This window comes from Streptomyces himalayensis subsp. himalayensis (assembly GCF_013778455.1).
In the GTDB taxonomy this organism is placed as follows: domain Bacteria; phylum Actinomycetota; class Actinomycetes; order Streptomycetales; family Streptomycetaceae; genus Streptomyces; species Streptomyces himalayensis.
In genome coordinates, this window is sequence record NZ_JACEHE010000046.1 from 1 (window position 1) to 22,636 (window position 22,636).

At 66.1% G+C, this 22,636-nt stretch carries 27 protein-coding genes and 1 tRNA gene; 13 read left to right on the forward strand and 15 right to left on the reverse strand.

The genetic code is table 11. The features are described from left to right. Nucleotides 1–31: 31 nt before the first annotated feature. The 15 genes from H1D24_RS38095 to H1D24_RS38165 all read right to left on the reverse strand — a co-directional run bounded on the left by H1D24_RS38095 (nt 32) and on the right by H1D24_RS38165 (nt 5,943). Entirely contained in the window at nt 32–193 is a 162-nt protein-coding gene (locus H1D24_RS38095; RefSeq protein ID WP_181662326.1) for a hypothetical protein, read from the reverse strand. A 32-nt stretch (nt 194–225) separates the two neighbouring features. After that, nucleotides 226–789 carry a hypothetical protein gene (locus tag H1D24_RS38100; protein WP_181662327.1) on the reverse strand — a complete coding sequence of 188 codons (564 nt, stop codon included), beginning with the start codon at nt 787–789 and terminating at the stop codon, nt 226–228. After that, the gene (locus H1D24_RS38105) at nt 719–1,018 is read right to left on the reverse strand and encodes a transposase (protein ID WP_181662328.1); all 300 of its coding nucleotides are present in this window, start codon (nt 1,016–1,018) and stop codon (nt 719–721) included. Before H1D24_RS38105 ends, H1D24_RS38100 begins: the two co-directional genes overlap by 71 nt. A 574-nt stretch (nt 1,019–1,592) precedes the next feature. After that, nucleotides 1,593–1,657, reverse strand: a tRNA-OTHER gene (locus tag H1D24_RS38110). A 131-nt stretch (nt 1,658–1,788) separates the two neighbouring features. Next, entirely contained in the window at nt 1,789–1,926 is a 138-nt protein-coding gene (locus H1D24_RS43855) for a DUF397 domain-containing protein (protein ID WP_309484605.1), read from the reverse strand. Continuing rightward, nucleotides 1,878–2,678 carry a DUF5753 domain-containing protein gene (locus H1D24_RS43260; RefSeq protein WP_309484602.1) on the reverse strand — a complete coding sequence of 267 codons (801 nt, stop codon included), beginning with the start codon at nt 2,676–2,678 and terminating at the stop codon, nt 1,878–1,880. The genes H1D24_RS43855 and H1D24_RS43260 overlap by 49 nt, the downstream gene beginning before the upstream one ends. Nucleotides 2,679–2,819: 141 nt before the next feature. Then, on the reverse strand, nt 2,820–3,161 hold the full coding sequence (locus H1D24_RS38125; protein WP_181662331.1) for a hypothetical protein: 342 nt from the start codon (nt 3,159–3,161) through the stop codon (nt 2,820–2,822). A gap of 256 nt (nt 3,162–3,417) precedes the next feature. Next, nucleotides 3,418–3,597: a hypothetical protein gene (locus H1D24_RS38130; RefSeq protein WP_181662332.1), complete on the reverse strand. Its 180-nt coding sequence runs from the start codon at nt 3,595–3,597 to the stop codon at nt 3,418–3,420. A 14-nt stretch (nt 3,598–3,611) separates the two neighbouring features. Beyond that, nucleotides 3,612–3,848 carry a hypothetical protein gene (locus tag H1D24_RS38135; RefSeq protein WP_181662333.1) on the reverse strand — a complete coding sequence of 79 codons (237 nt, stop codon included), beginning with the start codon at nt 3,846–3,848 and terminating at the stop codon, nt 3,612–3,614. A gap of 2 nt (nt 3,849–3,850) precedes the next feature. Next, nucleotides 3,851–4,096: a hypothetical protein gene (locus H1D24_RS38140; protein ID WP_181662334.1), complete on the reverse strand. Its 246-nt coding sequence runs from the start codon at nt 4,094–4,096 to the stop codon at nt 3,851–3,853. 2 nt (nt 4,097–4,098) lie between these two features. Continuing rightward, nucleotides 4,099–4,281 (reverse strand): hypothetical protein, encoded by a 183-nt coding sequence (locus H1D24_RS38145; protein WP_181662335.1) that lies wholly within the window; start codon nt 4,279–4,281, stop codon nt 4,099–4,101. A 130-nt stretch (nt 4,282–4,411) separates the two neighbouring features. Beyond that, nucleotides 4,412–4,708, reverse strand: a complete 297-nt coding sequence (locus H1D24_RS38150; protein WP_181662336.1) for a hypothetical protein — start codon at nt 4,706–4,708, stop codon at nt 4,412–4,414. Between the two features lie 2 nt (nt 4,709–4,710). Then, nucleotides 4,711–5,154, reverse strand: a complete 444-nt coding sequence (locus tag H1D24_RS38155; RefSeq protein WP_181662337.1) for a hypothetical protein — start codon at nt 5,152–5,154, stop codon at nt 4,711–4,713. A 127-nt stretch (nt 5,155–5,281) separates the two neighbouring features. Further along, the gene (locus H1D24_RS38160) at nt 5,282–5,605 is read right to left on the reverse strand and encodes a hypothetical protein (protein WP_181662338.1); all 324 of its coding nucleotides are present in this window, start codon (nt 5,603–5,605) and stop codon (nt 5,282–5,284) included. Nucleotides 5,606–5,730: 125 nt separating this feature from the next. Beyond that, nucleotides 5,731–5,943, reverse strand: a complete 213-nt coding sequence (locus H1D24_RS38165; protein ID WP_181662339.1) for a hypothetical protein — start codon at nt 5,941–5,943, stop codon at nt 5,731–5,733. A gap of 1,760 nt (nt 5,944–7,703) precedes the next feature. Between H1D24_RS38165 and H1D24_RS38170 the strand changes: the two genes are divergently transcribed. The 13 genes from H1D24_RS38170 to H1D24_RS38230 all read left to right on the forward strand — a co-directional run bounded on the left by H1D24_RS38170 (nt 7,704) and on the right by H1D24_RS38230 (nt 22,627). Beyond that, a complete protein-coding gene (locus H1D24_RS38170) occupies nt 7,704–7,967 on the forward strand; it encodes a hypothetical protein (protein ID WP_181662340.1) in 264 nt (87 codons plus the stop codon). Further along, a complete protein-coding gene (locus tag H1D24_RS38175; RefSeq protein ID WP_181662341.1) occupies nt 7,967–9,904 on the forward strand; it encodes a phage terminase large subunit family protein in 1,938 nt (645 codons plus the stop codon). The genes H1D24_RS38170 and H1D24_RS38175 overlap by 1 nt, the downstream gene beginning before the upstream one ends. Continuing rightward, nucleotides 9,898–10,116, forward strand: coding sequence for a hypothetical protein (locus tag H1D24_RS38180; RefSeq protein ID WP_181662342.1), 219 nt, complete (start codon nt 9,898–9,900; stop codon nt 10,114–10,116). The genes H1D24_RS38175 and H1D24_RS38180 overlap by 7 nt, the downstream gene beginning before the upstream one ends. 113 nt (nt 10,117–10,229) lie before the next feature. Then, nucleotides 10,230–10,598, forward strand: coding sequence for a hypothetical protein (locus H1D24_RS38185; RefSeq protein WP_309484603.1), 369 nt, complete (start codon nt 10,230–10,232; stop codon nt 10,596–10,598). Between the two features lies 1 nt (nt 10,599). Next, the gene (locus tag H1D24_RS38190; protein ID WP_181662344.1) at nt 10,600–11,304 is read left to right on the forward strand and encodes a peptidoglycan recognition protein family protein; all 705 of its coding nucleotides are present in this window, start codon (nt 10,600–10,602) and stop codon (nt 11,302–11,304) included. Nucleotides 11,305–11,343: 39 nt separating this feature from the next. After that, nucleotides 11,344–13,161, forward strand: coding sequence for a hypothetical protein (locus H1D24_RS38195; protein WP_181662345.1), 1,818 nt, complete (start codon nt 11,344–11,346; stop codon nt 13,159–13,161). A gap of 187 nt (nt 13,162–13,348) precedes the next feature. After that, entirely contained in the window at nt 13,349–13,576 is a 228-nt protein-coding gene (locus H1D24_RS38200) for a hypothetical protein (RefSeq protein ID WP_181662346.1), read from the forward strand. 99 nt (nt 13,577–13,675) lie between these two features. Continuing rightward, entirely contained in the window at nt 13,676–14,029 is a 354-nt protein-coding gene (locus H1D24_RS38205; protein WP_181662347.1) for a hypothetical protein, read from the forward strand. Next, entirely contained in the window at nt 14,029–14,220 is a 192-nt protein-coding gene (locus H1D24_RS38210) for a hypothetical protein (RefSeq protein WP_181662348.1), read from the forward strand. The genes H1D24_RS38205 and H1D24_RS38210 overlap by 1 nt, the downstream gene beginning before the upstream one ends. Further along, nucleotides 14,220–19,154, forward strand: a complete 4,935-nt coding sequence (locus H1D24_RS38215; RefSeq protein WP_181662349.1) for a hypothetical protein — start codon at nt 14,220–14,222, stop codon at nt 19,152–19,154. The genes H1D24_RS38210 and H1D24_RS38215 overlap by 1 nt, the downstream gene beginning before the upstream one ends. Further along, on the forward strand, nt 19,154–20,029 hold the full coding sequence (locus tag H1D24_RS38220) for a hypothetical protein (RefSeq protein WP_181662350.1): 876 nt from the start codon (nt 19,154–19,156) through the stop codon (nt 20,027–20,029). Before H1D24_RS38215 ends, H1D24_RS38220 begins: the two co-directional genes overlap by 1 nt. A 3-nt stretch (nt 20,030–20,032) precedes the next feature. Further along, entirely contained in the window at nt 20,033–21,322 is a 1,290-nt protein-coding gene (locus H1D24_RS38225; protein WP_181662351.1) for a C40 family peptidase, read from the forward strand. Then, entirely contained in the window at nt 21,323–22,627 is a 1,305-nt protein-coding gene (locus H1D24_RS38230; RefSeq protein WP_181662352.1) for a hypothetical protein, read from the forward strand. Nucleotides 22,628–22,636 lie beyond the last annotated feature (9 nt).

The following is a 22,636-nucleotide window of genomic DNA, read 5'->3' on the forward strand; positions in this document are numbered from 1 at the left end:
TGTTCTTTCAAGCAAGCGCATGTAACAGACCCTAGGCTGCGGGCGCTTCGGGCACAAGCGGTTCTGTCGAATCGGCCGGTGCGCCATAGATGTTGAGCACTCGCCGGTACCACAACTCATCCCGCTCCGGCGCCGACGCCAGGTGCTTGCGCAGCCAGGCGCCGGCCTCTTCGGCGGATATTCCGTCCTGCATGTCCCCCTCCTTCCCGCCCCACAAGGGCGGGGTCATGCCGCCTTGCGGCAACGGTGTATCTCGGCCCCCGGCTCGTGCAGGGGGCAGTGACGTACGTACGGGTCCCCGCAGAACTGGCACGCCATGGCGTCCTTCAGGCCGCAGATGCACGCCGGCCCAAGGTGTTGGGGCCGGTCCTCGGCGAGAGCCTGAACGATGGTCTCGGCCGGGCCGGCCCCCCGGTAGAAGTCCCAGGCGTCCCGGGGTTTCATGAACGCCGGGGCCAGCAGGAAGCGGCCCTGCCCGCGGCCGGTCTTGGCATCCCAGGCGAGGTGCCCGCCTGCGTCCCTCGCGGCCGTGCAGGGCCGCTCCAGAGCGGCCTTGAAGCGGTCTTCGTCCCGCAACAGCAGCGGGGCGCGGAAAGGCCCCAGGACCACCGTGTGGGTGGGTTCCTGGGGCCCGAATCGAATCTGGCCGACCACGGCCAGGCGGTGAGTCGCTGATCTGGCGTCGTCAAGGGCACTGATGCACAGCTCGGCGATCTCCTCAGCCGTGCGCGAAGAGTTCTCCGGGTCTGAGAGGATCTTCGCCAAGCTGTTGATCTCGTGCTTGCTCACGGCGCTTGTATGCCTCCTCGCCCTGGCGCTTCCAATTGCTGATCACCGACTGGCTGACGCTCAGTTCCTCGGCGAGTTCGTACGTGCTCAGCCCCTGCTCGGTGGCAAGGTAGATCCTGATCTTTGAGCGCTCGTCGGCGTTGATGGCCTGTTCGTAGTCCATCTTCACGTCGGCGAGCACCGCGTCTCTGACGTGGTCTGGCAAGTCGATCTTCTTCCTCGGTGGCATGATCCCTCTTCGGTTGTCCTTGGCAGCACGGCCCAGTGTGGAGGCATGACCAGAGGTCTGGACCCCGTCTTGGTGCTTTGTTGCCGGAAACTTAACCGAATGTGTCCGGACTGCGCCGGTCAGGGAAAAGACTGGACACTCCCGGTTACCACTCCCACCACTTCCGTGCGCGAACTGGCGTACTGGGCTTCCGAATTCGGGTCCTTCAGTGCGATCTGGCTGACGCCCCGGTGGGGGCAGGGCGCCCGTCGTCTCGCCGGCCGGTGCGGAATATGTGAGAGAAGATCGTTTACGGTGGCAACGTGTGTGCTGGTTGTCTGGTCTGTTCCATTCCTCACCCCCCAGTGAGAGAGACAGCCCCGCCCTGGATGGGCGGGGCCGCGGTGGCCGATTGATCAAGTTCAGGCCGGCCCGACCCTTACGGCTCCTCCTGGCAGATCTTCGTGGTTGGAGCGAAACTCACCGGAACCTGTGAGGGCTCATCGCCCGCGCTGAGGTGTTGGCCGTCCCTTCGGGATATGCAGCTGCCCGAAGGGGCTGCACGGCGTTCCTCGTGGCGCCTGCCATGGTTCCGTAGACGGAGTGGGAATCGAACCCACGTCACCCCACCCGGGGTCTCTGCCACTGAGCTATCCGTCCGACATCGGGGAGCTACCCCAATGCACCAGCCACGGCCCGTCGGCCGTGACGCTCTTCCCGCCCCACAAGGGCGAGGCATGACGAAGCCCCTCCGATCGGCGCCGGAGGGGCTTCGTGTCTGTGCGGGGGGGTTACACCCTGGCGTACGCCAGGAAGGCGCTCCAGGCGCCCTGTGTGACCTCCAGGACGGGGCCGTCCTGGCGCTTGGAGTCCAGGATGGCTACGGCTCCATCCGGTGACGCGTCCGCGCCATATCCTGCGACTCCAATGCAGTCGTCACCTGCCCGGCTGTACGAGGAGAAGAAGAAGTCTCCTCCTCGGTACCTTCGGGTGACTCCTTCTTTTCGCTCCGCCATGAGCTGAGAACCTCTCGGATGAAGTGCGCCGTCGACAGGGGGGACATGGCCTCACTCGCTATGTCGCTAAATGTGGAGTGGAGCTTGGCCACGTCGTCGATACGTGTGGAGTACCAAGACCCCATGATCGTCTCAACGTAGCCAACGCGGTGACCTTCGTCCAGGCCATACAGTGCGAACTGGTCCGCCAGTCCCGGCGTTACCTTCTTCTCGGGGAGTACCTGGATCACGACCTTGGCGTGAGCACCCAGCCTGAGCAGGTGCCAGAGCTGCAGCCCATGGGCGTCGATCTCGCCATGGATGCACTGCGTGATGGCGCGCTCTCCGATGACGAACCAGGCTTGCTTCAGCCGCTCATCGAACGTGCGCTTCAGGAAGGCCCTGGAACGCTGCTCCTTGAGCACGACCCTGCGCCGCACTTCGTAGTGCGGCAGCTTGGGGTGTGCGGCCTCGATGACCGCGCCCGAGTACGAGGGCGTCTGAAGGTTGCCGGGGATCACCGTGCTATCCCACACCCGGATGGTCTGCGCCGCGGCGTCGAGCGACGCCAGGCGATCCAGGTTGTACGCGCCGGCGTCGGCGCTCTCGACGCGCCCCATGCCCGTCTGGTCGGGGGCTCGTAACTGCCTGATCAGTTGTTCAGCCGTCAGCATGGCTTGGTTCACCTCTCCTTGAACCAGTGCCGGATGTCCTCCCGGATTTCCGGCCTTTCCTGCTCTTCTGGCGCATCATCCCGCGCCAGGCGCCGCTTGTCAGTCACTCGGCGGGGTTTCTGTACGCGCGTCTGGGCCATGTCGGCCCCCTTCTCAGCCGAAGGTCGCGAACTCGTCGACCAGGGCCGAGAGGTCGTCCATGGTGTTGGCGCCACAGAAGAGGCGGATGGCCTGGCCGCGGTCCAGCTGCAGCAGCTCTTCCGCCTTGGTGGCGATGTCGTCGATCCATACGCGGTCGTCACCCTGGTACAGGGTCTCGATGCCGTCGGCGTCGGTGTTGACCTTGACGTCCGGGATGCCGAGACGCAGGGACCAGCCGGCAAAGTCCTTGTGCCAGCGCTTCTGGTCCCACTGTTCGGGGTTGTCTTTGATGTGCTGCAGCGTCTTGCGCAGCAACTCCGTGTTCGCCATGAGGTCCACCTCTCCGTAGGTCATGGCTTGGCCCGTGCGAGCCAGAGGCCCGCACGCCCGTCTGTGGAGAGGCAGACATCGGGCATGCGGACTTCTGAGCGCACGGACTAGGGGAAGGGGAGAGCCCCTGCCCTGGGGAGGGTGGGCAGGGGCTCTCGGGGCCCGGCGGGGGGGTGCCGGGGGCTTGGTGCACGAGTGGACCCCCTGCCCTTCTCCCGGGAAACAGGGGGTCTCGCTCATGCCCGGCCGGGGGGTTTGGCCGGAGCTTGGTGCGTCAGGGTTAGTCGTGGGGGTATCCGGAGCAGCTCTCCCGGGCTACCTGCGGGTGCCAGTCGCAGACCGGTGCGGCCCACGCTCCGACGTCCGCCGGGAACTGTCGGGCCTCAACCTCCGCCCGAATCTCACCGTCCGCGGCGTCGTCGTAGGGGCCAGCAAGACGCTTGTCGTTCTTGTCGAACACAGCCCAGTCCATGCTCACGCCCGCCCCGTGATCTCGTACGCGGACAGAGCCGCGCCGTTCGGTGTGGCCACCCACGAGATGACCATGGGCTTGCCGGCGCGGTCCTCGCCGCGCCACTCATGGACGGAGAACCGGAGATCTTCGGCGTACGCCAGGTCCCTCAGGTACGCCTCTCGCGTGATCTCCTTGTTCAGCCTCCAGCCCACCTCTTTGATTAGCTGGGATGAGCCGTACTCGGCGGTGTCGACCATGATCACTCGCCCCCCTTGCGCGGCACGCGGGCCACGAGCGAAGTCCTCTTCAGCTTGCGTGGCCTCTCCCTCTCTCCGGTCTTCGTCGACTGGAGCGAGATGAGCAGGAACATGGGCGACACGGTCTCGATCTTGGTTACCTCGGACGTGCTGCCGAAGTTCCACATGATCCAGTCGCCCACCTCCAGCGCTTGGACCTCGTCGGCTGGCGCCCAGCCGACGGCTTGCAGCCTGATCCTCTCGGCCATGATCACTCGCCCCCATCCATGCTGCGGCGGATCAGGCGACCGTTTTCCGTGCGACATGCGTCGCAGTTGACAGGGAGCGCCCCGAGCACGTGACCTCCCGCGTCCTTCCTGCAGAGCGTCTCCGTGCCGTTGAGCGCGATGTGTCGGCGGTAGCTTTCATCGCCGATCGCGTAGACAATCTCCATGGCGCTGCCTCTCCAAGGTGTGTGCGCCGTAGCAGAGCCCCGGGTGGCACCCCGGGGCTCTGTGCTCTCATCCGTAAGAGCAAGGGAGCGCACCCCCGAGGGGATGCGCTCGGCCTGCGCCGGCGGATGATCAGAACTGCGGCACGTACTGACCGCCGTTGGCCGCGATCGTCTCGCGGACGCGGGCCGCGGTGTCCGCAGGGTAGAAGCCCGCGGTGTCCAGGCCCATGTGCTGGCTGCTCGCGCCGCTGGTGAAGTAGTTCGCCAGGCATGACGGGCACACCTGCGCGCACCACCAGAAGCCATGCATGACGATCTCAGCGCCACACTCCGGCCCGGTCTCGCCATCGGGCGAGATGATCGGACGCTTGAAGCATGCGAACGACGCGCCCGGTACGTAGCGGATCTCGGTCTCGGGGAAGATCATGGTCACGCCCCCTCGAACTGAGCGGAGCAGTGAACGCACGGCTCTTCTTCTTCGATGCAGTGGCACTCCGACTCGCATGCGGGGCAGTCGTACAGACGTCCCGGCTCGTGCGGGTAGTCGACATGCTTTGCCACCCACATGTCGGACCAGCCGTCCACGCGACCGGTGTCGCCGTTCTCCTCGCGCTCGCTGAGGTATACGCGCAGGGCGCCCAGTGCCTCGCGGTCGCGGTCCAGTGCCGTCTGGTCCACACCGCGGCAGATGGCCTCCATCAGCCACTCAGCGTCACCCTGGGGCATGTACCCCGTGGAGACAAAGTGCTCGGTGCGGTAGTCGTTGTATGGCGCCGCAATGGCGCGGGCCGTGCCGTGGTCGATCGTCTCTCCCTCAGACAGGGATGCGATCACTCGGGCAATAGCGCGGTCGTCGTTCTCGTACTGCAGCATGGTCGGTGCCTCTCCAGTAGCGACCATTGACGCGCGCCCCTGGTGGCACCCAGGAATGCGCGTGCTCTCGTCCGTAAGAGCAAAGGGAGGCACGTACGTGACGTGCCTCCGATGCTCCGGCGGATGGTCAGTCCTTGAAGAGCGTCATCGCGTGGCGCTCGCCATGCAGCCACGACCCGCACCCCTCGCACTGCGACGTGCTGTAGGTGTTGGTCTCGCAGTCGCACTCGTAGTTATCCGGAGCGCCGCCCTGAATGCGCGTCTCGCAGTCTTCCGCGTGCTCCTCGTAGGCCATGCCCATGGCCACGGTGTACGGCGCCTCAATGGCGCTCAGCGGCTCTTCGTCGTGCGGACCGTACAGGCCGTTGCACGAGCCACACTCGCCGTTCGCGTGGTGCATCAGGCAGTCCACGCACACCCAGATGGTTCCGTAGTTCTCCATGATGATCACTGCCTCTCCAGTGTGATCACTGCATGCGTGCTGGGTGGCACCCCATGCACGGCATGTGCTCTGTTCTGTAAGAGCAAGCCAACGGCCCCGTGTGGCACCACGGGGCCGCTCGATGCTCCGGCAGATCAGATCAGGTTGAACGCGTACGTACCGTGCGGGTCGGGTGCCGCACCCTCCCACGTGATCCAGTACGTGGCCTCATCGTTCTCGATCTCGATACGCGTGATCCGCCCCAAGTAGGCAGGCGTCCCGTCGTTCTCGTAGTCCACGCGCTGCACGGCCTGTCCCGTGCGGTAGGTGGTGCCCTCTTCCGTGTGCTGCTGTACGTCCATGATCATTTCCCCTCTCCTGGAAATGCCGGCCGAACCATGATCATCACTCATCATGCAGGCACGGACGCTGTGAGCGTCCAACTCCCCGGATGGGTAACGCCCGTGCCCACATGACGAGCGACGGGCCCGTGAGGGCCCGTCCTCGTGGCTTTGTGTGGCTCTCTAAGAGCCGTTCGCAGCATCCCGGTTGCTGCCTACCGCTCACCCTTTGCCCAAGCCAGGGGAGCCAGCTTGTGCGGTCCCGTGGGGCCGTGAGGCCCGGTCTCCGCACCACCCGCTATCGGCGTCAATCGCCTAAGGCCCTAACGGTCCTCGGGGTGGATCACTGTTCAGTTGTCCGCTTCGGGGGCATGTAAGCCAGCCGAGCGGTGCGTGTGAACGGCCTGTGAAACCGGCCGCTCGGTACCTCCCAGTTCCTCCGCGTTTGCGGTGCTCCCTGGTGGCGTGTGACCAGATTGGCGGTGACCAGCGTTCTGGTCAATAGGGTTCAGCAAGGTTTTTCAAGATTCTTTTGAACCCTGCGCTGACCTGCAGTGATTAGGGTTGCCTGCCTATCGAAACTTTCGATCGAACAGATTCGAACGACCATCTTCATGGTTCTGGGCTCGGTTACTCCGCGTGTGAGGGAAACGTGAAGGTGTGTCGCGATGGGAGCGCGCCCATGGCTGCTACCTGCATCGATGTCATATGCACATGGCACACTGCGCGTTACAGACGGTCATCTATGTGGCCTGATGGGCCACTGTGAGGGCTAAACGATCATGGAATGGCCGGTTCCGCCGGCACATAGAAGACGATCATGAAACAGGGCTCTGGCGTGCGCTCGACGACGCACGCAGCCATGCGGCCCTCAGCTGCGGCTGTGCGCCCCAGCTGAGGTCTCGGCCGCAGCCATCCATGCCGAGAGCTCAGCGGGCGGCCATAGGCCGCCAGGGAGCCGCACAGCGGCTCGACTCCCCCTTCCGCCGTACGCCCCGGAGGGGCTGGCGGGAAGACATGCGGCGGTGGTGAGGGAGGCAGGCGAAGCCTGCTCCCGAGGCACAGCAGAGCGCCACATCAGTGGCGCTCCCATGGGTGCGGCCTGTCCTCTTGGGCCGCACAGCTATGGACCACAACAGTGGTCCATCCATGGGTGCCTTGCATGTGTGTGCCGAGAGGCACACGGCTATGGGTAAGCAGTGCTGGGGACCGAGCGACCCATCAGGGTCGGGAGTGTCCCCCTCCCCTGATCGGGGGCGGAGCTGCCTCTCTCGGCAGCTCAAGTGCCTCTCACCTGCAGGTTTTCTCACCTCGTATGACCCCGAGGTGTTAAAACCAGCTCCGCCCCCGATCTCTGGTCTCCTACCAGAGATCTGCTGCAAACCCCCCAGTGCTGAGCCGACTTCAGTCGGCTCTGCTGGGCCCTTGGGGCCCCATTCTTCGGCGCTTATCGGCCGCTGGGGAGCGGCCTTGCGCCGCGCATGCGAAAGGCCCCCGGGAGGGGGCCTGAGCTGGGCTGACGGCCTTGGGCCGTCTGCTGCGGACTTGGTCCGCCGCTAAGCGAGGCCGGGAGGTGCTTTCCCTTCCGGTCGAGCTTCGCTGGGTCGAGCTTAGCTGGCGTTTTTTGAGATCCGCGATCCATTACGGCGTGTCGCCGTTCGTATTTTCCTACGAACTTTTCCGTAGGCGTTTGTAGCTTCCTACAAGCGATAGCAGAAATGTGCTAGCGCACGTACCCTCGCCCGCTGGTTGGCCCCCCAAGGGGCCCCAGGCGCGGGGAGGTGGCCGTGAGCTTCGAGAAGAACGAGGCGTACAGGCGTCTCGCTGAAGCCGTGGACGACGTCAACCGCCTGGAGGGCGGGGACGGCGTACTGACGGAATGGCTGGTCATCACGTCCACCCAGCGCTACGAGAGCGACGGCACGCACGTCACTCAGGTCGGGACCCTTCTACCTGACGGGGGCGGCCAGGTGCCGCATCACCGCCTCATGGGCCTTCTCGACTTTGCGCAGACCCGGCTGCGCGCCGAAGTCGCCTGGGATGACGACTGATGGCCCGCCTGACGGTCAACAAGGACGGGTCTCTGGCCAAGCCGCGGGACCGCCGGATCAGCAAGGCGTCCAGCCAGGACCGCAAGAACATCATCCTGGCGACGGTCCGCATGGGGCACACCATCGAAGAGGGGTGCCGGCAGGCCAACTGCGTGCGCTCCACGTACGACTACTACCGCAAGACAGACCCGGACTTCCGGGACCTGATCGACCGGGCGTTGCAGAGCAACATCGAGAAGGCCAAGGGCGCGAAGCAAGAGGTCCCGGACTTCCCGGAGTTCTGTGAGCGGTACCTGAAGACCCAGCTCTTCACGCATCACCTGCAGTGGTACGACCTGCTGGAGGGTCGGGAGCCGAGGAACCTGCACCCGGCGCAGCGGTACGTGCGCGGCGATGAGGACCAGATCGTGGTCAACACGCCGCCGGAGCACGCGAAGTCCACGACGCTGACCGTGAACTACGTGGTGTGGCGGATCGTGCAGGACCCGAACATCCGCATCCTGCTGGTGTCCAAGACCCAGTCCATGGCCGCGAAGTTCCTGTTCTCGATCAAGCAGCGCCTGGCCGAGTCTGAGTCGTACATCGACCTGCAGCAGGCGTTCGGGCCGCCCGGCGGGTACGCCGAGGGCGCCTCCACGTGGTCTTCCACGCAGATCCGTGTGGCCGGCGCCGACTCCGGCGAGAAGGAGTACACCGTGGAGGCCGTCGGTATCGGCGGCCAGATCTACGGCACGCGTACCGACTTGGTCATCATGGATGACTGCGTGGACAACACGAACCACCAGCAGTTTGAAGCCCAGATCGACTGGATTCAGAACATCGTCGGCTCTCGTGTCGCCGACGTCGGTGGGCGCATGCTGCTCATCGGTACGCGCATGGCCACGGTCGACCTGTACTCGGAGATCTTGAAGCCGCAGTACTACTCCGAGGGGCAGAGCCCCTGGACGTACCTCACACAGCCGGCCGTTCTCAACTTCGCCGACGATCCAAAGGACTGGGAGACGCTGTGGCCGGCCACCAACCGGCCGCCGGTCACCATTCAGGCGCGCAAGCAGGCCGAGGCCCAGGGCTGGCCGAAGGATGGCCTGTGGCCAATGTGGCACGGGGAGGCTCTGGCCAGGAAGCGGCGGAAGATGACGCCGCGGAACTGGTCCATGGTCTACATGCAGGACCAGGTGGCCGATGACGCAGTCTTCAAGCAGGCAGACGTGCAGGGCTGTATCGACCGGGCCCGCTATCCGGGCCGGATGTTCGACGGTCAGTCGCAGCACCGCAAGTACGGCATGGACGGCCTTCTCGTCATAGCCGGACTGGACCCAGCCGCCGCGGGCTGCACGGCCATGGTGGTCATGGGCCTGGACCGCCGGACCGGGGTCCGGTGGGTGCTGGACGTCGTCAACAAGCGGGGCATGCCGCCGCACGAGATGCGCGCGGAGATCAAGCGCCTGACGGAGCGCTATTCGATCACTGAGTGGAGGATCGAAAAGAACGCCTACCAGGCGTCGATCACGCAGGACCAGGACATCAAGAGCTATCTGACCGCTCGGGGCTGCCTGATCAGCCCGCACCACACCAACTCCAACAAGTGGGACCCGGATTTTGGTGTGGCGTCCATGGCGACGCTGTTCGACGGCTGGCAGGGCGGCAACAACCTGATCCGCCTGCCGTCACAGACGCAGTCCGAGGGCGTGCGCGCCCTGATCGAGCAGCTGTGCTCGTGGTTCCCGGAGACCAAGGGCCTGACGGACACCGTGATGGCCCTGTGGTTCGCCGAGATCCGCTGCCGGGAGCTGATGGTGTCGGACTTCTCCGGCTGGCACGTGAACAGCAACGAGTTCAGTTCGGAGCGGGACCAGGCCGGCCAGATGGTCGTGGACATTGACTTCGCCCTGCAGCAGCAGGGTGCGGGTGCGTGGGACGGGAGCCTTCGATGGTGACTGACGGAGTCTGGGCGGTCGCCCTGGCCGCTGCCGGCGCGACCTTCGTCGTGTTGGAGGGCCGGGCCCTGCTGCGCAGGGAGCGGACGCTGTCAGCGTTCCTGCGCCGCCTCGCGGGCATTGACCCACGGCGGCCGTGGCGCCCCGTGGGCATCGCAGTGATTGCCGGGTTCTGTGCCTGGCTGGCTTCCCACCTGATCTTCGGGGTGTAGCCATGCTCGTCTGCTCACTGAAGACCCAAAGCCCGCAGCCCGTCCCGGACGATGGCCGATACCACGTCCTCCGCTTCCCGTTCGGGACCTCCGAGTCCCTTGACGAGCACCGCATGCACCAGGCTGCCCAGCCCGACGGGTGCCAGGTCACCGACTGGCGCGCCGATGACCGCTCGGGGCTGATCTGGCCGATCGCCCCCGGCTGGGGCTTCTTGAGCGCCATGATCCAGTGGGAGCCGGGCGGATACGTCGAACTGAGGGACCGCTTCACGCGTGACCCGTTGGGCCTGTACGGCCCGCCCGATTCGACAGCCACGGATCACCGGCCGCCAAGCCGCGGCATGCAGTCCTTCACCAAGGTCTGGCAGATGAAGGTGCACCCGAGCACGCCACTCGGGTTGCTTGTCGCGCACGACGACGACGTACCGCGGCGGGTCACGCTCGCGGAATTCAAGCTGGTCATCCATACCGAAGGGGCCTGACATGGCACCACCCATGAGTCCGGACACGCTTCTGGCCGTCCTCAAGAAGGAGGGCTGCACGGTCAAGGAGTACGGGAGCTGGCGGACGCACAACCGCAACCACAAGGGCGCCTGGGGCCCGATCAACGGCACCATGACGCACCACACTGCGACCGGTCCGGGGGTCGATGTCGTAGCCCTGTGTTATAAGGGCCACTCCACCCTGCCGGGGCCGCTGTGCCAGGGCGTGATCACGAAGTCCGGCACGGTGTGGCTGACTTCGGCGGGCCGGGCGAATCACGCCGGCCTCGGGGATGACGACGTGCTGGCGGCCGTGAAACTCGAGTCTTACGGCGACTACCCGCCCGCGGACAACGAGGCGAACACCGACGGCAACGCGCACTTCTATGGCTTCGAGTGCGAGAACCTCGGAGACGGCAAGGACCCGTGGCCCGCCAAGCAGTACATCGCCATGGTGAAGGCGAACGCCGCGATCCTGCGCCACTACGGCTGGACGGCCAAGTCCGCCATCGCCCACAAGGAGTGGCAGCCGGGCAAGGTCGACCCCCGCGGGATCGACATGCTGAAGTTCCGCAAGGACATCGCCGCATGCCTGGCCCTGCCAGCCGGCAAGTGGGGCGGCGTGGTCACGGCGGTCAAGCTCACGCTAGAGCAGCGCGTAGCGGCCCTGGAGGCCGCCGTGAAGGCCCTGCGCTCGCAGAAGTAGCTGGACAGGCCGTACATTTCGCCCTCGCAGGAGGTGGTCATGGCAGATATCGCGCAGATCGCGGCTCGGGTCGAGGCGCTGCGCCGTGACGCCCAGGAGCGGGACGCACGGCACCAGACGATCTACGACGCCCGCGCGCAGAAGATCGACAACATCGCGCCGGGCTCGATGCCGGACGCTTGGCCGCGGCCGATCACCGCAAACCTGATCGACACGTCCGCGCGGCAGTTGGCGGAGAACCTGGCGCCGCTGCCGTCGATCAACTGCGCCTCGGGCGTGATGACGAGTGAGCGGGCGAAGAAGTTCGTCGCGAAGAAGACGAAGATCGCGTACTCGTACATCATCGACAGCAACCTGAAGGCGAAGATGCCGCAGGGCTGCGACTGGTACCTCACGTACGGGTCCATGCCGATCGTGGTGGACGCGGACTTCACCGAGGGCCGTCCGCGGCTGCGGATCGACAACCCGATGAAGTCATACGTGGAGTACGACCTGAACGGCCGGGTCCGCTCGTACACCAAGGTCTGGCGCGAGCCTGCCCGACAGCTCGCCGCGAAGTTCCCCGAGCACGAGACCGCGATCCTGGGCCGGGACCGGCCCATGGGGCAGCAGGTGACCGGGGACACGGAACTGGAGCTGGTCAAGTTCTGCGACGCGACGTCATACGTCCTCTACATGCCCGAGCGTAAGAACCTCGTGCTGATGGAGACGCCGAACACGTTCGGCAAGGTCCCCGTCGCGGTCGCCCGCAAGCCGTCGTATGACGACCAGGACCGCGGCCAGTATGACGACGTCGTGTGGCCGATGCTGGCCCGCAACCGCATGGCGATGCTGGGCCTGCAAGCCACCCAGCAGACTGTCAGGGCCCCTTTGGCCATCCCGACGGACGTGCAGAAGATCCCCTTCGGGGACGACGCCGTGATTCGCACGAACTCCCCGGAGAAGATCCGGCGGGTGGGCACGGACATGCCGCAGGCGGCCTGGCAGCAGGATGCGCTTCTGTCGGCCGAGGTCATGCGCGGCACGCGCACGCCGGCCAGCGCCACCGGCGACGTGGACGCCTCGATCATCACCGGCCGGGGCGTGGACGCCCTGAACGGCGGCTACGACATCCAGGTGGCCACCGGCCAGTTGATGATCGGGCACGCGCTGGAACAGGCCCTAGAACTCGCCTTCGAGATGGATGAGAAGTTCTGGCCGGACGCCAAGAAGTCCATCAGCGGCGTTATCAACGGGACTCCCTTCGAGGAGACCTACACGCCCGAGAAGGACATCAAGGGCAACTTCCGGGTGAGTGTGAGCTACGGCTTCGCCTCCGGCATGAACCCGAACCAAGCGCTGATCTTCCTTCTCCAGCTCCGCGGCGACCAGTTGGTCTCGCGGGACTTCGTGCAGCGTCAGCTGCCGATGGACATTGACGTGTCGATGCTCCAGGCCGAGGTGGACAAGGAGCAGACCGTAGACGCGCTGAAGCAGGGCATCTTCGCCCTGCTCTCCAGCGTCGGGATCATGGCCCAGCAGGGCATGGACCCGACCATGCTGCTCACGCAGGCAGCAAAGATCATCGAGCTGCGGGAAAAGATGCCGATGCACGAGGCGATCTTGACCGCGTTCCAGCCGGAGCCCCAGCCCGCGCCCCCCACGTCCGCGGGCGGGGCTCCGCCGGGCACCCCGGAAGAGGGCGCCGGGGTGCCCTTCGGCATCAACCCGTCCACGGGCATGCCGGGCGGCATCGCCCCCGGCCAGGCCCAGATGGGCCCCGGCGGTAAGCCGGACGTCATGAGCCTGCTCGCAGGGCTCACCAGCTCCGGGCGCCCGACGGCGTCCGCCTCAGTGAAGCGGAGCGTTCCGGCATGAGTTGCGGAACCTGCGGCCGTCCGGCCGAGAACGGCCAAGCCACGCACTGGCTTGGCTGTCAGGCCGTGGACCGGCACAGCACGCGCGAGAGCGAGTGCATCACGGACGGCTGCACGAATCCTCGGGCAGTCAGCAAGGGGCCACGGCCTACGAAGTACTGCAGCGACCACAAGACAGGGAGCAAGAAGTGAGCGAAGGATTCGCGGGCGACCCGATGCACGAGGGCGGCAGCCAGCCCATGGCCGGCCTGAAGGGCTCGATGATCGGCCCCAACACGCAGACGCCCATGCAGGGCTCCAACTCCGGCGACACCGACGGCAACACCGTGACGCCGAACGTCGCGGGCTGGAACACGACCTCTCTCGGCTCGAAGCCGAGCCCGACCAGCAGCAGCGACTCGCGAAGGGCGCACTGAGCCATGGCCCGCGGCGGATATCGGCAGCCGGGCAACCCGGCCCCCGTCAGCGGGCCGGGTGCGCTTTCCAGGCGCACCGACGGCGGGTCGTCTCAGCCCGTGCGCGCGCCTTCGGGTGGCGCGTACGGCGAGCGCCAGGCGCTGGAGCAGATGCAGCAGGCTGCGCCGGTCTCAGCGTCGCCGGGCGGGGATGTCGGCGCCCCTCAGGCCGCGGACTTGACCGCGGACCTGGTGGGCTTCGACGCACCCACGCAGGAGCCGGAGACTCCGGTGACGGCCGGTGCCGAACTGGGCGACGGTCCGGGGCTGGAGGCCCTGGGCCTGCCGAACCAGCCGGACGACGACATGCGGCGACTGGTTGCGTACCTGCCGGTCTTCGAGCACATGGCCAACCAGCCCGGCAGCTCGAAGGCGGCTCGGAATCTCGTCCGCATGCTGAAGGGGATGGCCTGATGGACTGGTGGGACACCATCGGCAACTACATGGGATTCCTCGCGGATGCCCCGGCCCTGGCCGTGGACATGGCCATGCATGGTCCGAACGCCAACCACGTCGGCTATGACCTCGCCTTTGGGCTGCAGGCGTCTGCGACGCCGATCGACGTCTATCCCTCAGAGATGTCTTTCGCTGAGCCGGAGGTCTGATGGGCGACGGGTTCGGCGGGTTCCTGAGCGACATCTTCGGCGAGGGTGGCGCGCTCCGCGACGCCGGAGACTGGGTCGACGAGAACGTATTCGGCAAAGAGCAGGGCCCGACCAAGTACGTGACGGTCAACGGCGAGCGGGTTCCCGTCCGGGCTACCCCGGCCGAGCCGAACAACGTCATCTCTCGCAACATCGGCAAGCCTGTCGGGCACGGCCTAGAGCGAGCCTTGCACGGCATGGCATGGCTGTACGACAACGGCGTCTCTCAGCCGATGTCGACGTTCCTGCTCCAGGGCACGCACGCGGAGAACGGGAACTTCGGCGACCTGCTGAAGGCGTCAGCCTGGGGCAAGGCGTGGGACGTTGCCGAGCACGTCAGCCCTGGCCAGGCGTTCTGGGCCAACCACGGCGAAGTCGAGGAGATCCTGAAGGGCCGGCCGCTGTACGCCACCCCGCCGAAGGCCTATCTGCCGCCCGGCTGGGACAAGCTGAGCGAGGACGAGCAGCAGAGCATCCTTGGAGAAGCCGGGCTGCCCATCGTAGGCAACCGGGCTGTTGAGGAGATCAGGCGTGACGTCTCCTTCTTCACCTTCGCCAGTGGCGCTACGGACCTTGCCGCCCGCTGGTGGCTGGACCCGACCATCCTGGGCATGAAGGTTGCCGGCGGCATCCGCACGGCCGCGGTGGTCAAGCCCCGCCCCAAGGGCGGGTGGTCCGGCGAGGACATCAGCAGGCTGATGGCCAGCTCCACCATGGCCAAGACGCAGGAGTTCCTGTGGGCCAACAAGGACAACCCTGCGCTGATCAACAATCTCTCGATGTTCAAGAAGTCGGGGCTGGGTCCCCGGGCCGGCGGCATCATCTCGAAGTTGAAGAGCCCGGAAGAGGTCAACCTCTTCCTGCGCACGACCCTGGGTGACATCGAGGCCAGGGCCAAGCTGGAGGCGGGGAACGAGGTGGCAGCCGCCCGCCTGGTGCAGGACAGCTCCCGCCTGGCCGCCATCAACCTGGAGGCCCTTCCGCGCGTCATCGCACAGAACAACCCGCGGGCCTTGGAGATGGTCACCAAGCAGCAGGACATCTTGCGCAGGCGGATTGCCGCGGATGAAGACCTGGCCGCCCGGTACGACGCGATGCTGAAGCACTATGGCGAGCTGGACGCCATCAACCTGACGCGCTACTCAACCGGCCGCGCGGAGCGGCGGACGGCAGCCCAAGCCAGCTACCGCACCGGGCCCGCCCTGGGCAGCCTGACCGCTCGCAACCGAGAGCCCGCCATCGTTGCCTCACGGGCGTACGGCAGCGACTTCTTCGGCAACTCGCTGACCATGGTGCGCTCCTTCAAGGAGGCGCACCCTAACGGCATCATCGCGGTGGACGACATCCACCCGGAGGCCGTTGACGAGCTACGCGGCCACCTGGCCCGCATCCCCGGCATTGGCCCGGATATCCGCCAGGAGTACCTGAACAAGTACCTGCAGACCACCACCGAGGGCCAGCGCCTGGCCATCCTGGACGAGATCGAGGGCCACGGCGTCAAGGCGGTCGCCGAGAGGCGCGGGTTCACTTCCGACGAGGCCAAGGCCCTGTACCGGGAGTACAGGGCGAACATCACCCGGGGTCAGGAGGAGATGCGCCGGTACTCGGGTGTGAACTTCCCCGACTCGAAGCGACTGGTTGACGAATTCGTAGGCGCCGACGGGAACCTGAAGGTTCACCCGAACCTCGCCACGAAGCTGGCCAACAACCACATTCTTATCGACCTCCAGGCCCTGGACAGGACCCTTGTCCGCCACGGCAGTGCCCTCAAGGCGCTGCGCACGAAGGACTTCATCGGCAACCCGGACAAGCTCCTTGACGGGTTGGACTTCATGAGCCACCTGTGGAAGTTCACCACGCTCTTCCGGCTTGGCTACATCCCCCGCGTGCTGGGGGATGACCTGGTGGGGCAGATGGCCCGCGTGGGCGCCGCGGCGATGGTCGTGCGCGCCGGGTACGGGACGAAGAACCTGGCAACCAACCTCTTCCACTGGAAGGCGGCGTCCAGGGCGGAGGCCCGGGAGGCCGTGGCCCGCGAGGGCATGAAGTATGCAGATGGCGAGATCGTGGCTCTCAAGCCGCAGGCCGATGCGCTTCGGACCGAGGTTGCCCAGCGAGAGGCCGTGCACCGGGCCGACTACAGGAAGGCCCTGGACCGGGCCCGCCATGCGCGCAACAAGCTGAATGCCATGGACCCCGCGGACACGGTCAAGCTGGCAGCCATGCAGCAGCTGGTCACCAAGCTGGAGGCCCAGGCCAAGACCGTTGAGAAGCGGCTCGCTGGCCACTCGGCCGGCAAGAAGACCAAGCTGGCCCAGCTCGATGACCTGCTGAACGACCTGAACACACAGCGCACCGCGCGCCTCACGGACGCTGAGGCCGCCAAGGCCGTACGTCTGAAGGGCTTCCGCCAGTCCTCGCAGCTCTACAAGGAGATCGAGGCTGCGCCCGGCGTGGTCCTGCCCCCCGCCCTGGCCGGCGAGCAGGGCGAGTACTACATGAAGCTCATCAGCGCGGATGACAGCCTGCGCACGCTGCTGCAGAGCAACAAGCAGCTGATCCACTCCAACCTGATCAAGAGCTACAACCACAAAGACGCAGCGCCGATCTCGTACCCCCAGAACCCCTCGCTGTACGTGGAGTCCTGGAACAAGGCCATCAACCACATGATCATGCAGGACGAACTTGCCCTTAAGGCAGCAAAGGGCGAGTCCGCTGACCAGATGGCGCACTGGCTGGCACACACGCCCCAGGGGCGCGCGTACCGCAAGCGGCTGGGCATCCAGTACGACACCAACGAGCGCATAGCGCAGAGCGTCTGGCACGAGGTCAACGAGTACATGCCCCCGGGCAGCGGCCTGCGGGAGGCCGCCCTGAAGGGTGAGGCCGACATCGAATACCTGACCGAGATGGCCAAAGTGGGCTACGGCCCCTCCCTCGTGCACACGACCAACCTCGGGGAGGCTCTGGCCGGCTCCAACGCGACCAGCCGCAGCGTGGACCGGGTCATTGACTGGTGGTACAAGTGGGCCGCCTCGATCCCGGCCGACCGCATGTCACGCCACCCGCTGTTCAACCAGCTCTACGAAGGCCACGCCCGCAACCTGACGAGTCAGGAGCTGAAGCAGGGCGCCAAGGTCTCCCAGAAGGACGCCGACCGGCTGGCAGAGACGGCCCGGCGCCTGGCCCTGAAGGACACGCGCAAGCTGGTCTTCGACATCGCGCACCGCTCGGACGCGGCGTCCATGCTCCGCTTCATGAGCCCGTTCTTCGCGGCCACGACCGAGGCGTGGCAGCGCTGGGCCCGCATCATCGCCGACCGGCCCCAGACGGTCGGGTACGCCTCGATCTTCTTCAACGCCCCGATCTCCTGGGGCTGGATGCAGGACCTGGACGGCAACAAGGTCCAGCGCGACGGCACAGTCATGGTCTGGGACGAGAAGGCGAAGAAGCTCGTCCCGAAGTTCGTCCCCAAGGGCGAGCGCCGGATCATGACCCGAGTCCCAAAGTTCATCGCGAACGGGCCGATCGGCAAGGTCTGGGGCATGGACTCCAGCGGCAACTGGTCCATCAGCCAGGACTCCATGAACATGATCACCCAGGGTGACCCGTGGTTCAACCCGGGTACCGGGCCGATCGTATCCATCCCGGCGAGCCTGCTCGTCAAGGACAAGCCCAAGGATGCCGAGATCCTGCGGCACATGGGCGTCCTGCCGTTCGGACCCACGCCCGGGAACCTCACGGACACCTTCGCCCAGCAGGCCCTGCCGCAGTACGCGAAGAACTTCCTGACGGCCTGGGACACGAGCGACGAGCGGTACCAGCGCATCAAGCTGCAGATCATGCAGCAGGCCGCGTATGAGCACGCGAATCTCGGCAAGCCGATGCCATCGGCGCAGGAGATTGCCGACCGCACCAAGAGCTACTGGCTCTGGTCGGCCGTCTCGGCCTGGACCCAGCCCTTCGCCACGCAGAAGCCGGACAAGTACCAGTTCTTCCGCGACCAGTACAACGCCCTGCGCCGAAAGAACCCGCTGAGCGCGGATGAGGAGTACCTGAAGCGCTTCGGAGAGTCGCACTTCATCTTCGCGCAGGCGACCACGGAGAACGTGGGCGGCGTTCCCGCCACCCAGCGGGCCGTGGAGCTGACCAAGCAGTACGCGGACCTGATCGCGGCCAACCCGGAGCTGGCCGCGCTGATCGTCGGCCCCGAGGGCAACGGGCCCTTCTCGCCGGAGGCGTACACGTACCAGCTCTCCACGCCGCTGATCCCCGGCGGTGCGGAGATGCAGCGCACCCGGATGAGCGCCGACGAGGCGATGAAGGAGAACCAGAAGCGTCTGGGCTGGACGAAGTACATGCAGATGATGAACCGCGTCACGGCCGAGCTGCACAAGCGCGGCCTGAACTCCTTCCAGGACCCGGGCGCGGAAGACCTGCTTGACGAGAAGCGCTCGTACACGTCGCTGTACTCGGAACCGACCTACCCGGACGGCTCCAGGAACCCGTACTACAACGAGGAGTGGTCGAAGGACTTCTTCACCTTCGACGTCCGCAAGTACGACCGCATGATTCCCAACCTGACGGCCATCGCGCGGTCGGACCTCGCGAAGCAGCCGAGCCGTACCGACCTGCGCAAGCTCCAGGAGTACCTGGGCGGGCGCCAGGCCCTGCTGCAGGAGCTGCTGGCCCGTGACGCCGCCGGAGGCGCCAAGACGCTGGCGGCCAAGTCGAACGCCGACCTGGCAGCCCAGTGGGGCCGCTTCGTAGACACTCTGGTCGAAGAAGACACCCGCTTCGGAGACCTCTTCCATCGCTACCTGTCCAGGGACCTGGGCGTGGATGCGCTGGAGATAGCCGGCATGGCGGATGAGGAAGAGGAGGAGGTGGCCTAGTGGCAATCCGGGCAGCGGGTGGCGGTGGAACAGGCGGCGAGGCCGCCGGGGCGGACCGCTTCAAGTCGGGCACCGGCGCCACGGGAGGTGGCGCGTACGTCTACATGGGGCAGGCCCGAGGGCCGGCCACGGCCGTAGACGAGAGGGCGGGCCGGGCGCCTCGGACCTCCAGGGCCGTGTGGGCCACGGAGGAGGAGGCTTACCAGGACTTCTTCACCTGGTCCCAGAAGCAGCAGAGCGACTTCCTGGCCCAGGGCATCCTGAGCGGCCAGCTCAAGCTGGGCGACGGGGCGATGGAGGCCAGCAAGCTCTGGAAGAAGCTGGTCCAGGAGTCGGCGCGCTACGGCGCCGCCGGCAAGCGGGTTACCCCCATCGACATCATGGCGTCCTACGTCAGCGCCGCTGGCGGCGGCAAGGGCTCCCAATGGGTTCAGCAGGGCGTGTTCGAGGTGAACACCGCCACGGGTGAGCGCCGGTACGTAGGGCCGGGCAAGTACCTGGGTGACGGCAAGGCGCAGCAGACGGACACCCGGGTGGATCTGACCGACCCGGACACGGCCCGCTCCGTGGCCACCCAGCTGTTCCAGAACATGATGGGCCGCGACCCCGGGGCCGGCGAGCTGGGCGCCTTCGCGTCCGCTCTGCATTCCGCGGAGCAGAGCAACCCGGTCGTGCAGACGACCACGACGGAGTACGACATGGACACCGGGCAGGCTCTGTCCAGCTCCACCCAGTCCTCGGGCGGCATCTCGGCCGAGGGTAAGGCGTACATCGGGGAGCAGCAGATCAAGGGCAAGAAGGAGTACGGCGTTCACCAGGCCGTGACCACCTACCAGAACGCCCTGGAGTCACTGATCTACGGAGCCCCGGAGTAAGCCATGGCGCGCGGAGAAGACATCGTCAACCTGGCACGCAAGTACCTGGGCGTGCAGTACGTCTGGGGCGGCTCCAGCCCGAGCGGCTTCGACTGCTCGGGGCTGGTCTCCTACGTCTTCGCACAGCACGGCATCAACCTGCCCCGGGTCACTTACAACCAGATCAACGTGGGCGCCTCCGTACAGCCCAACAAGCTGCGCCCCGGTGACCTGGTCTTCTTCGACACCGACCGCAAGCGGTCGGGGCCTGACCACGTGGGCATCTACATGGGCGGCGGCAAGTTCATCCACGCCCCCCGCCCCGGCCAGGGCGTCAAGGTCTCCTCCCTCGCGGAGGGGTACTACATGGACCGGTGGATGGGCGGACGCCGGGTCTCCGGCGTCTCGGCCTCTGCCACATCCGGCGGCGGTGAGGCCCTGGAGGTCGCCCCACGGCTCGACGCGCACGAGCTGGCGGAGACCTACGGCATGTCGTACGCCTTCTTCAAGTCCCAGCCGGAGCTGATGAAGCTCCTGAAGGGCGCCGTGGCGGAGCAGTGGACCGCGGACAAGTTCAATGCTGAAGTCAAGAACTCCAAGTGGTGGAAGCAGAACAGCTCCACCGCCCGCCAAGCGCAGCTGCTCTCCAAGACCGACCCGGCCACCTACAAGGCCCAGATGGAGGCCGCCCGCGTGGCGGCCCGCCAGATGGCCGTGAAGTCCGGCGCGATCCTCTCGGACAAGAACGTCGACCAGCTGGCGAAGAACATGGTCCACTTCGGGTGGCAGGAGGCCCAGGTGACGAACTTCCTGGGCCAGTACATCAAGTTCGGGGAGAACGAGACGCTGGGCGGCCTTGCCGGCCAGGCGGCCAAGGCCATCAAGGAAGAGGCGTACAAGAACGGCGTCAGCGTCACCGAGCAGAGCGTGTTGAACAACGCGCAGTACATCGTGCGCGGGCTGACGACCATGGAGAAGATCCAGGCGAGCATCCGTGAGCAAGCGGCCGGGCTGTACCCGGCCTTCGCCGAGCAGATCAAGGCGGGCGCCGCGCTTCAGGACCTGGCGCAGCCGTACGTGCAGGTGATGGCCCAGGAGCTGGGCCTTCCCGCGACGGACGTCAACGCCTTCTCTCCGAAGATCAAGGCAGCGCTGAACCGGACGAACGCGCAGGGTCAGCCTGAGCCGATGGACCTCGCGACCTTCACGCAGACGGTTCGCAATGACCCGTCCTGGCGCCGCACGCCGGGCACGGCGGAGCGGACGATGAACATCGGGCGCCAGGTACTGGCTGACATGGGCTTGGGGTTCTAAATGGCCGATCCGGGATTCGAAGCGTTCTTGTGGTCGCTGACTCAGCAGGAGTCCGGCGGCAACTACAGCGCCGTGGGGCCGCCCACGCCCTACGGGCGTGCGTATGGCCGCTACCAGGTGCTCGCGCCGAACGTCGGCCCCTGGACGGCGAAGTACTACGGCAAGCGGCTCACGCCGCAGCAGTTCCTGAACAACAAGGCGGCACAGGACGCCGTGGTTCGCGGCGTGCTGGGCGGCTACTACAAGAAGTACGGCGCCCGCGGGGCGGCGGCCATGTGGTACTCGGGCCAGTCCAATCCGAACAAGACCTACGGCAACCCGCCCGTCTACAAGTACGTCAACAGCGTGATGGCCAGGGCGGGCAGCTACTCGGGCCAGAGCACGGGTGGTGGCGGATACACGAGCGGAGGCCCGGTCAAGGTGGCGCTGGACAAGGACGAGCTTGCCGAGCAGTACGGCCTCTCATCCGCCCTGATCAACTCCTCCAAGGAGTTGAAGAGCCTGTTCAACCAGGCCGTAAGCGGCGGCTGGTCGGCCGCCAAGTTCCAGGCGAAGCTGAAGAACAGCAAGTGGTGGAAGACGCAGTCTTCGAGCCTGCGCAAGTACATCACCACCAAGTTCACCGACCCCGCGACCCACAAGCAGAAGTGGGCCCAGGCCCAGTACAAGGTCAACCAGCTGGCCGTGGCCGTCGGCCTGGGCAGCCAGATCAAGAGCGGCAAGTCCTCGAAGCTGCTGAAGTCGGCCATCTACAACTCGCTCGCCCTGGGCTGGAGCGATGAGCGGATCAAGGACTGGCTTGGCACCAAGGCCACCCTGCACGACGGCATCATGTGGGGCGAGGCCGGCGAGGCCTTCGACAAGTTCCATGAGCTGGCGTATCTCAACGGCATGAAGTACAGCCAGGACTGGTACAAGAAGAACGCCGTGGCCGTGGTCTCCGGCAAGACCACGCTGGAGACGGAAGAGGCGAAGATCCGCGCGCAGGCTGCAGCGCGATACGGCGCCTACAAGGACCAGATCCTGGCCGGCCAGAACGTCATGGACCTGGCCGCCCCGTACATCAAGAGCCTGTCCACGCTCCTGGAGCTGCCCGAGACGGACGTGGATCTGTTCGACAAGCACGTCGCCAAGGCGATGACCTCGAAGCCTGCCAGCGGGACAGCTGCGGGCACGCAGATGCCGCTGTGGGAGTTCGAGAACGCAGTCAGGGCTGACCCGTTGTGGCGCAAGACCAACAACGCCAGGGAGTCGATGATGAGTGTCGCTCGCCAGGTGGCGAAGGACTTCGGCCTCGCGTACTGAGGAGTAACT

Bases quoted from the DNA above. Each gene is read 5' to 3' on its own strand.
- H1D24_RS38095 (WP_181662326.1), bottom strand. From the start codon at position 193: ATGCAGGACGGAATATCCGCCGAAGAGGCCGGCGCCTGGCTGCGCAAG.
- H1D24_RS38105 (WP_181662328.1), bottom strand. From the start codon at position 1,018: ATGCCACCGAGGAAGAAGATCGACTTGCCAGACCACGTCAGAGACGCG.
- H1D24_RS38125 (WP_181662331.1), bottom strand. From the start codon at position 3,161: ATGACCTACGGAGAGGTGGACCTCATGGCGAACACGGAGTTGCTGCGC.
- H1D24_RS38135 (WP_181662333.1), bottom strand. From the start codon at position 3,848: ATGGTCGACACCGCCGAGTACGGCTCATCCCAGCTAATCAAAGAGGTG.
- H1D24_RS38140 (WP_181662334.1), bottom strand. From the start codon at position 4,096: ATGGCCGAGAGGATCAGGCTGCAAGCCGTCGGCTGGGCGCCAGCCGAC.
- H1D24_RS38145 (WP_181662335.1), bottom strand. From the start codon at position 4,281: ATGGAGATTGTCTACGCGATCGGCGATGAAAGCTACCGCCGACACATC.
- H1D24_RS38150 (WP_181662336.1), bottom strand. From the start codon at position 4,708: ATGATCTTCCCCGAGACCGAGATCCGCTACGTACCGGGCGCGTCGTTC.
- H1D24_RS38155 (WP_181662337.1), bottom strand. From the start codon at position 5,154: ATGCTGCAGTACGAGAACGACGACCGCGCTATTGCCCGAGTGATCGCA.
- H1D24_RS38165 (WP_181662339.1), bottom strand. From the start codon at position 5,943: ATGATCATGGACGTACAGCAGCACACGGAAGAGGGCACCACCTACCGC.
- H1D24_RS38175 (WP_181662341.1), top strand. From the start codon at position 7,967: ATGGCCCGCCTGACGGTCAACAAGGACGGGTCTCTGGCCAAGCCGCGG.
- H1D24_RS38180 (WP_181662342.1), top strand. From the start codon at position 9,898: ATGGTGACTGACGGAGTCTGGGCGGTCGCCCTGGCCGCTGCCGGCGCG.
- H1D24_RS38185 (WP_309484603.1), top strand. From the start codon at position 10,230: ATGCACCAGGCTGCCCAGCCCGACGGGTGCCAGGTCACCGACTGGCGC.
- H1D24_RS38190 (WP_181662344.1), top strand. From the start codon at position 10,600: ATGGCACCACCCATGAGTCCGGACACGCTTCTGGCCGTCCTCAAGAAG.
- H1D24_RS38195 (WP_181662345.1), top strand. From the start codon at position 11,344: ATGGCAGATATCGCGCAGATCGCGGCTCGGGTCGAGGCGCTGCGCCGT.
- H1D24_RS38210 (WP_181662348.1), top strand. From the start codon at position 14,029: ATGGACTGGTGGGACACCATCGGCAACTACATGGGATTCCTCGCGGAT.
- H1D24_RS38215 (WP_181662349.1), top strand. From the start codon at position 14,220: ATGGGCGACGGGTTCGGCGGGTTCCTGAGCGACATCTTCGGCGAGGGT.
- H1D24_RS38225 (WP_181662351.1), top strand. From the start codon at position 20,033: ATGGCGCGCGGAGAAGACATCGTCAACCTGGCACGCAAGTACCTGGGC.
- H1D24_RS38230 (WP_181662352.1), top strand. From the start codon at position 21,323: ATGGCCGATCCGGGATTCGAAGCGTTCTTGTGGTCGCTGACTCAGCAG.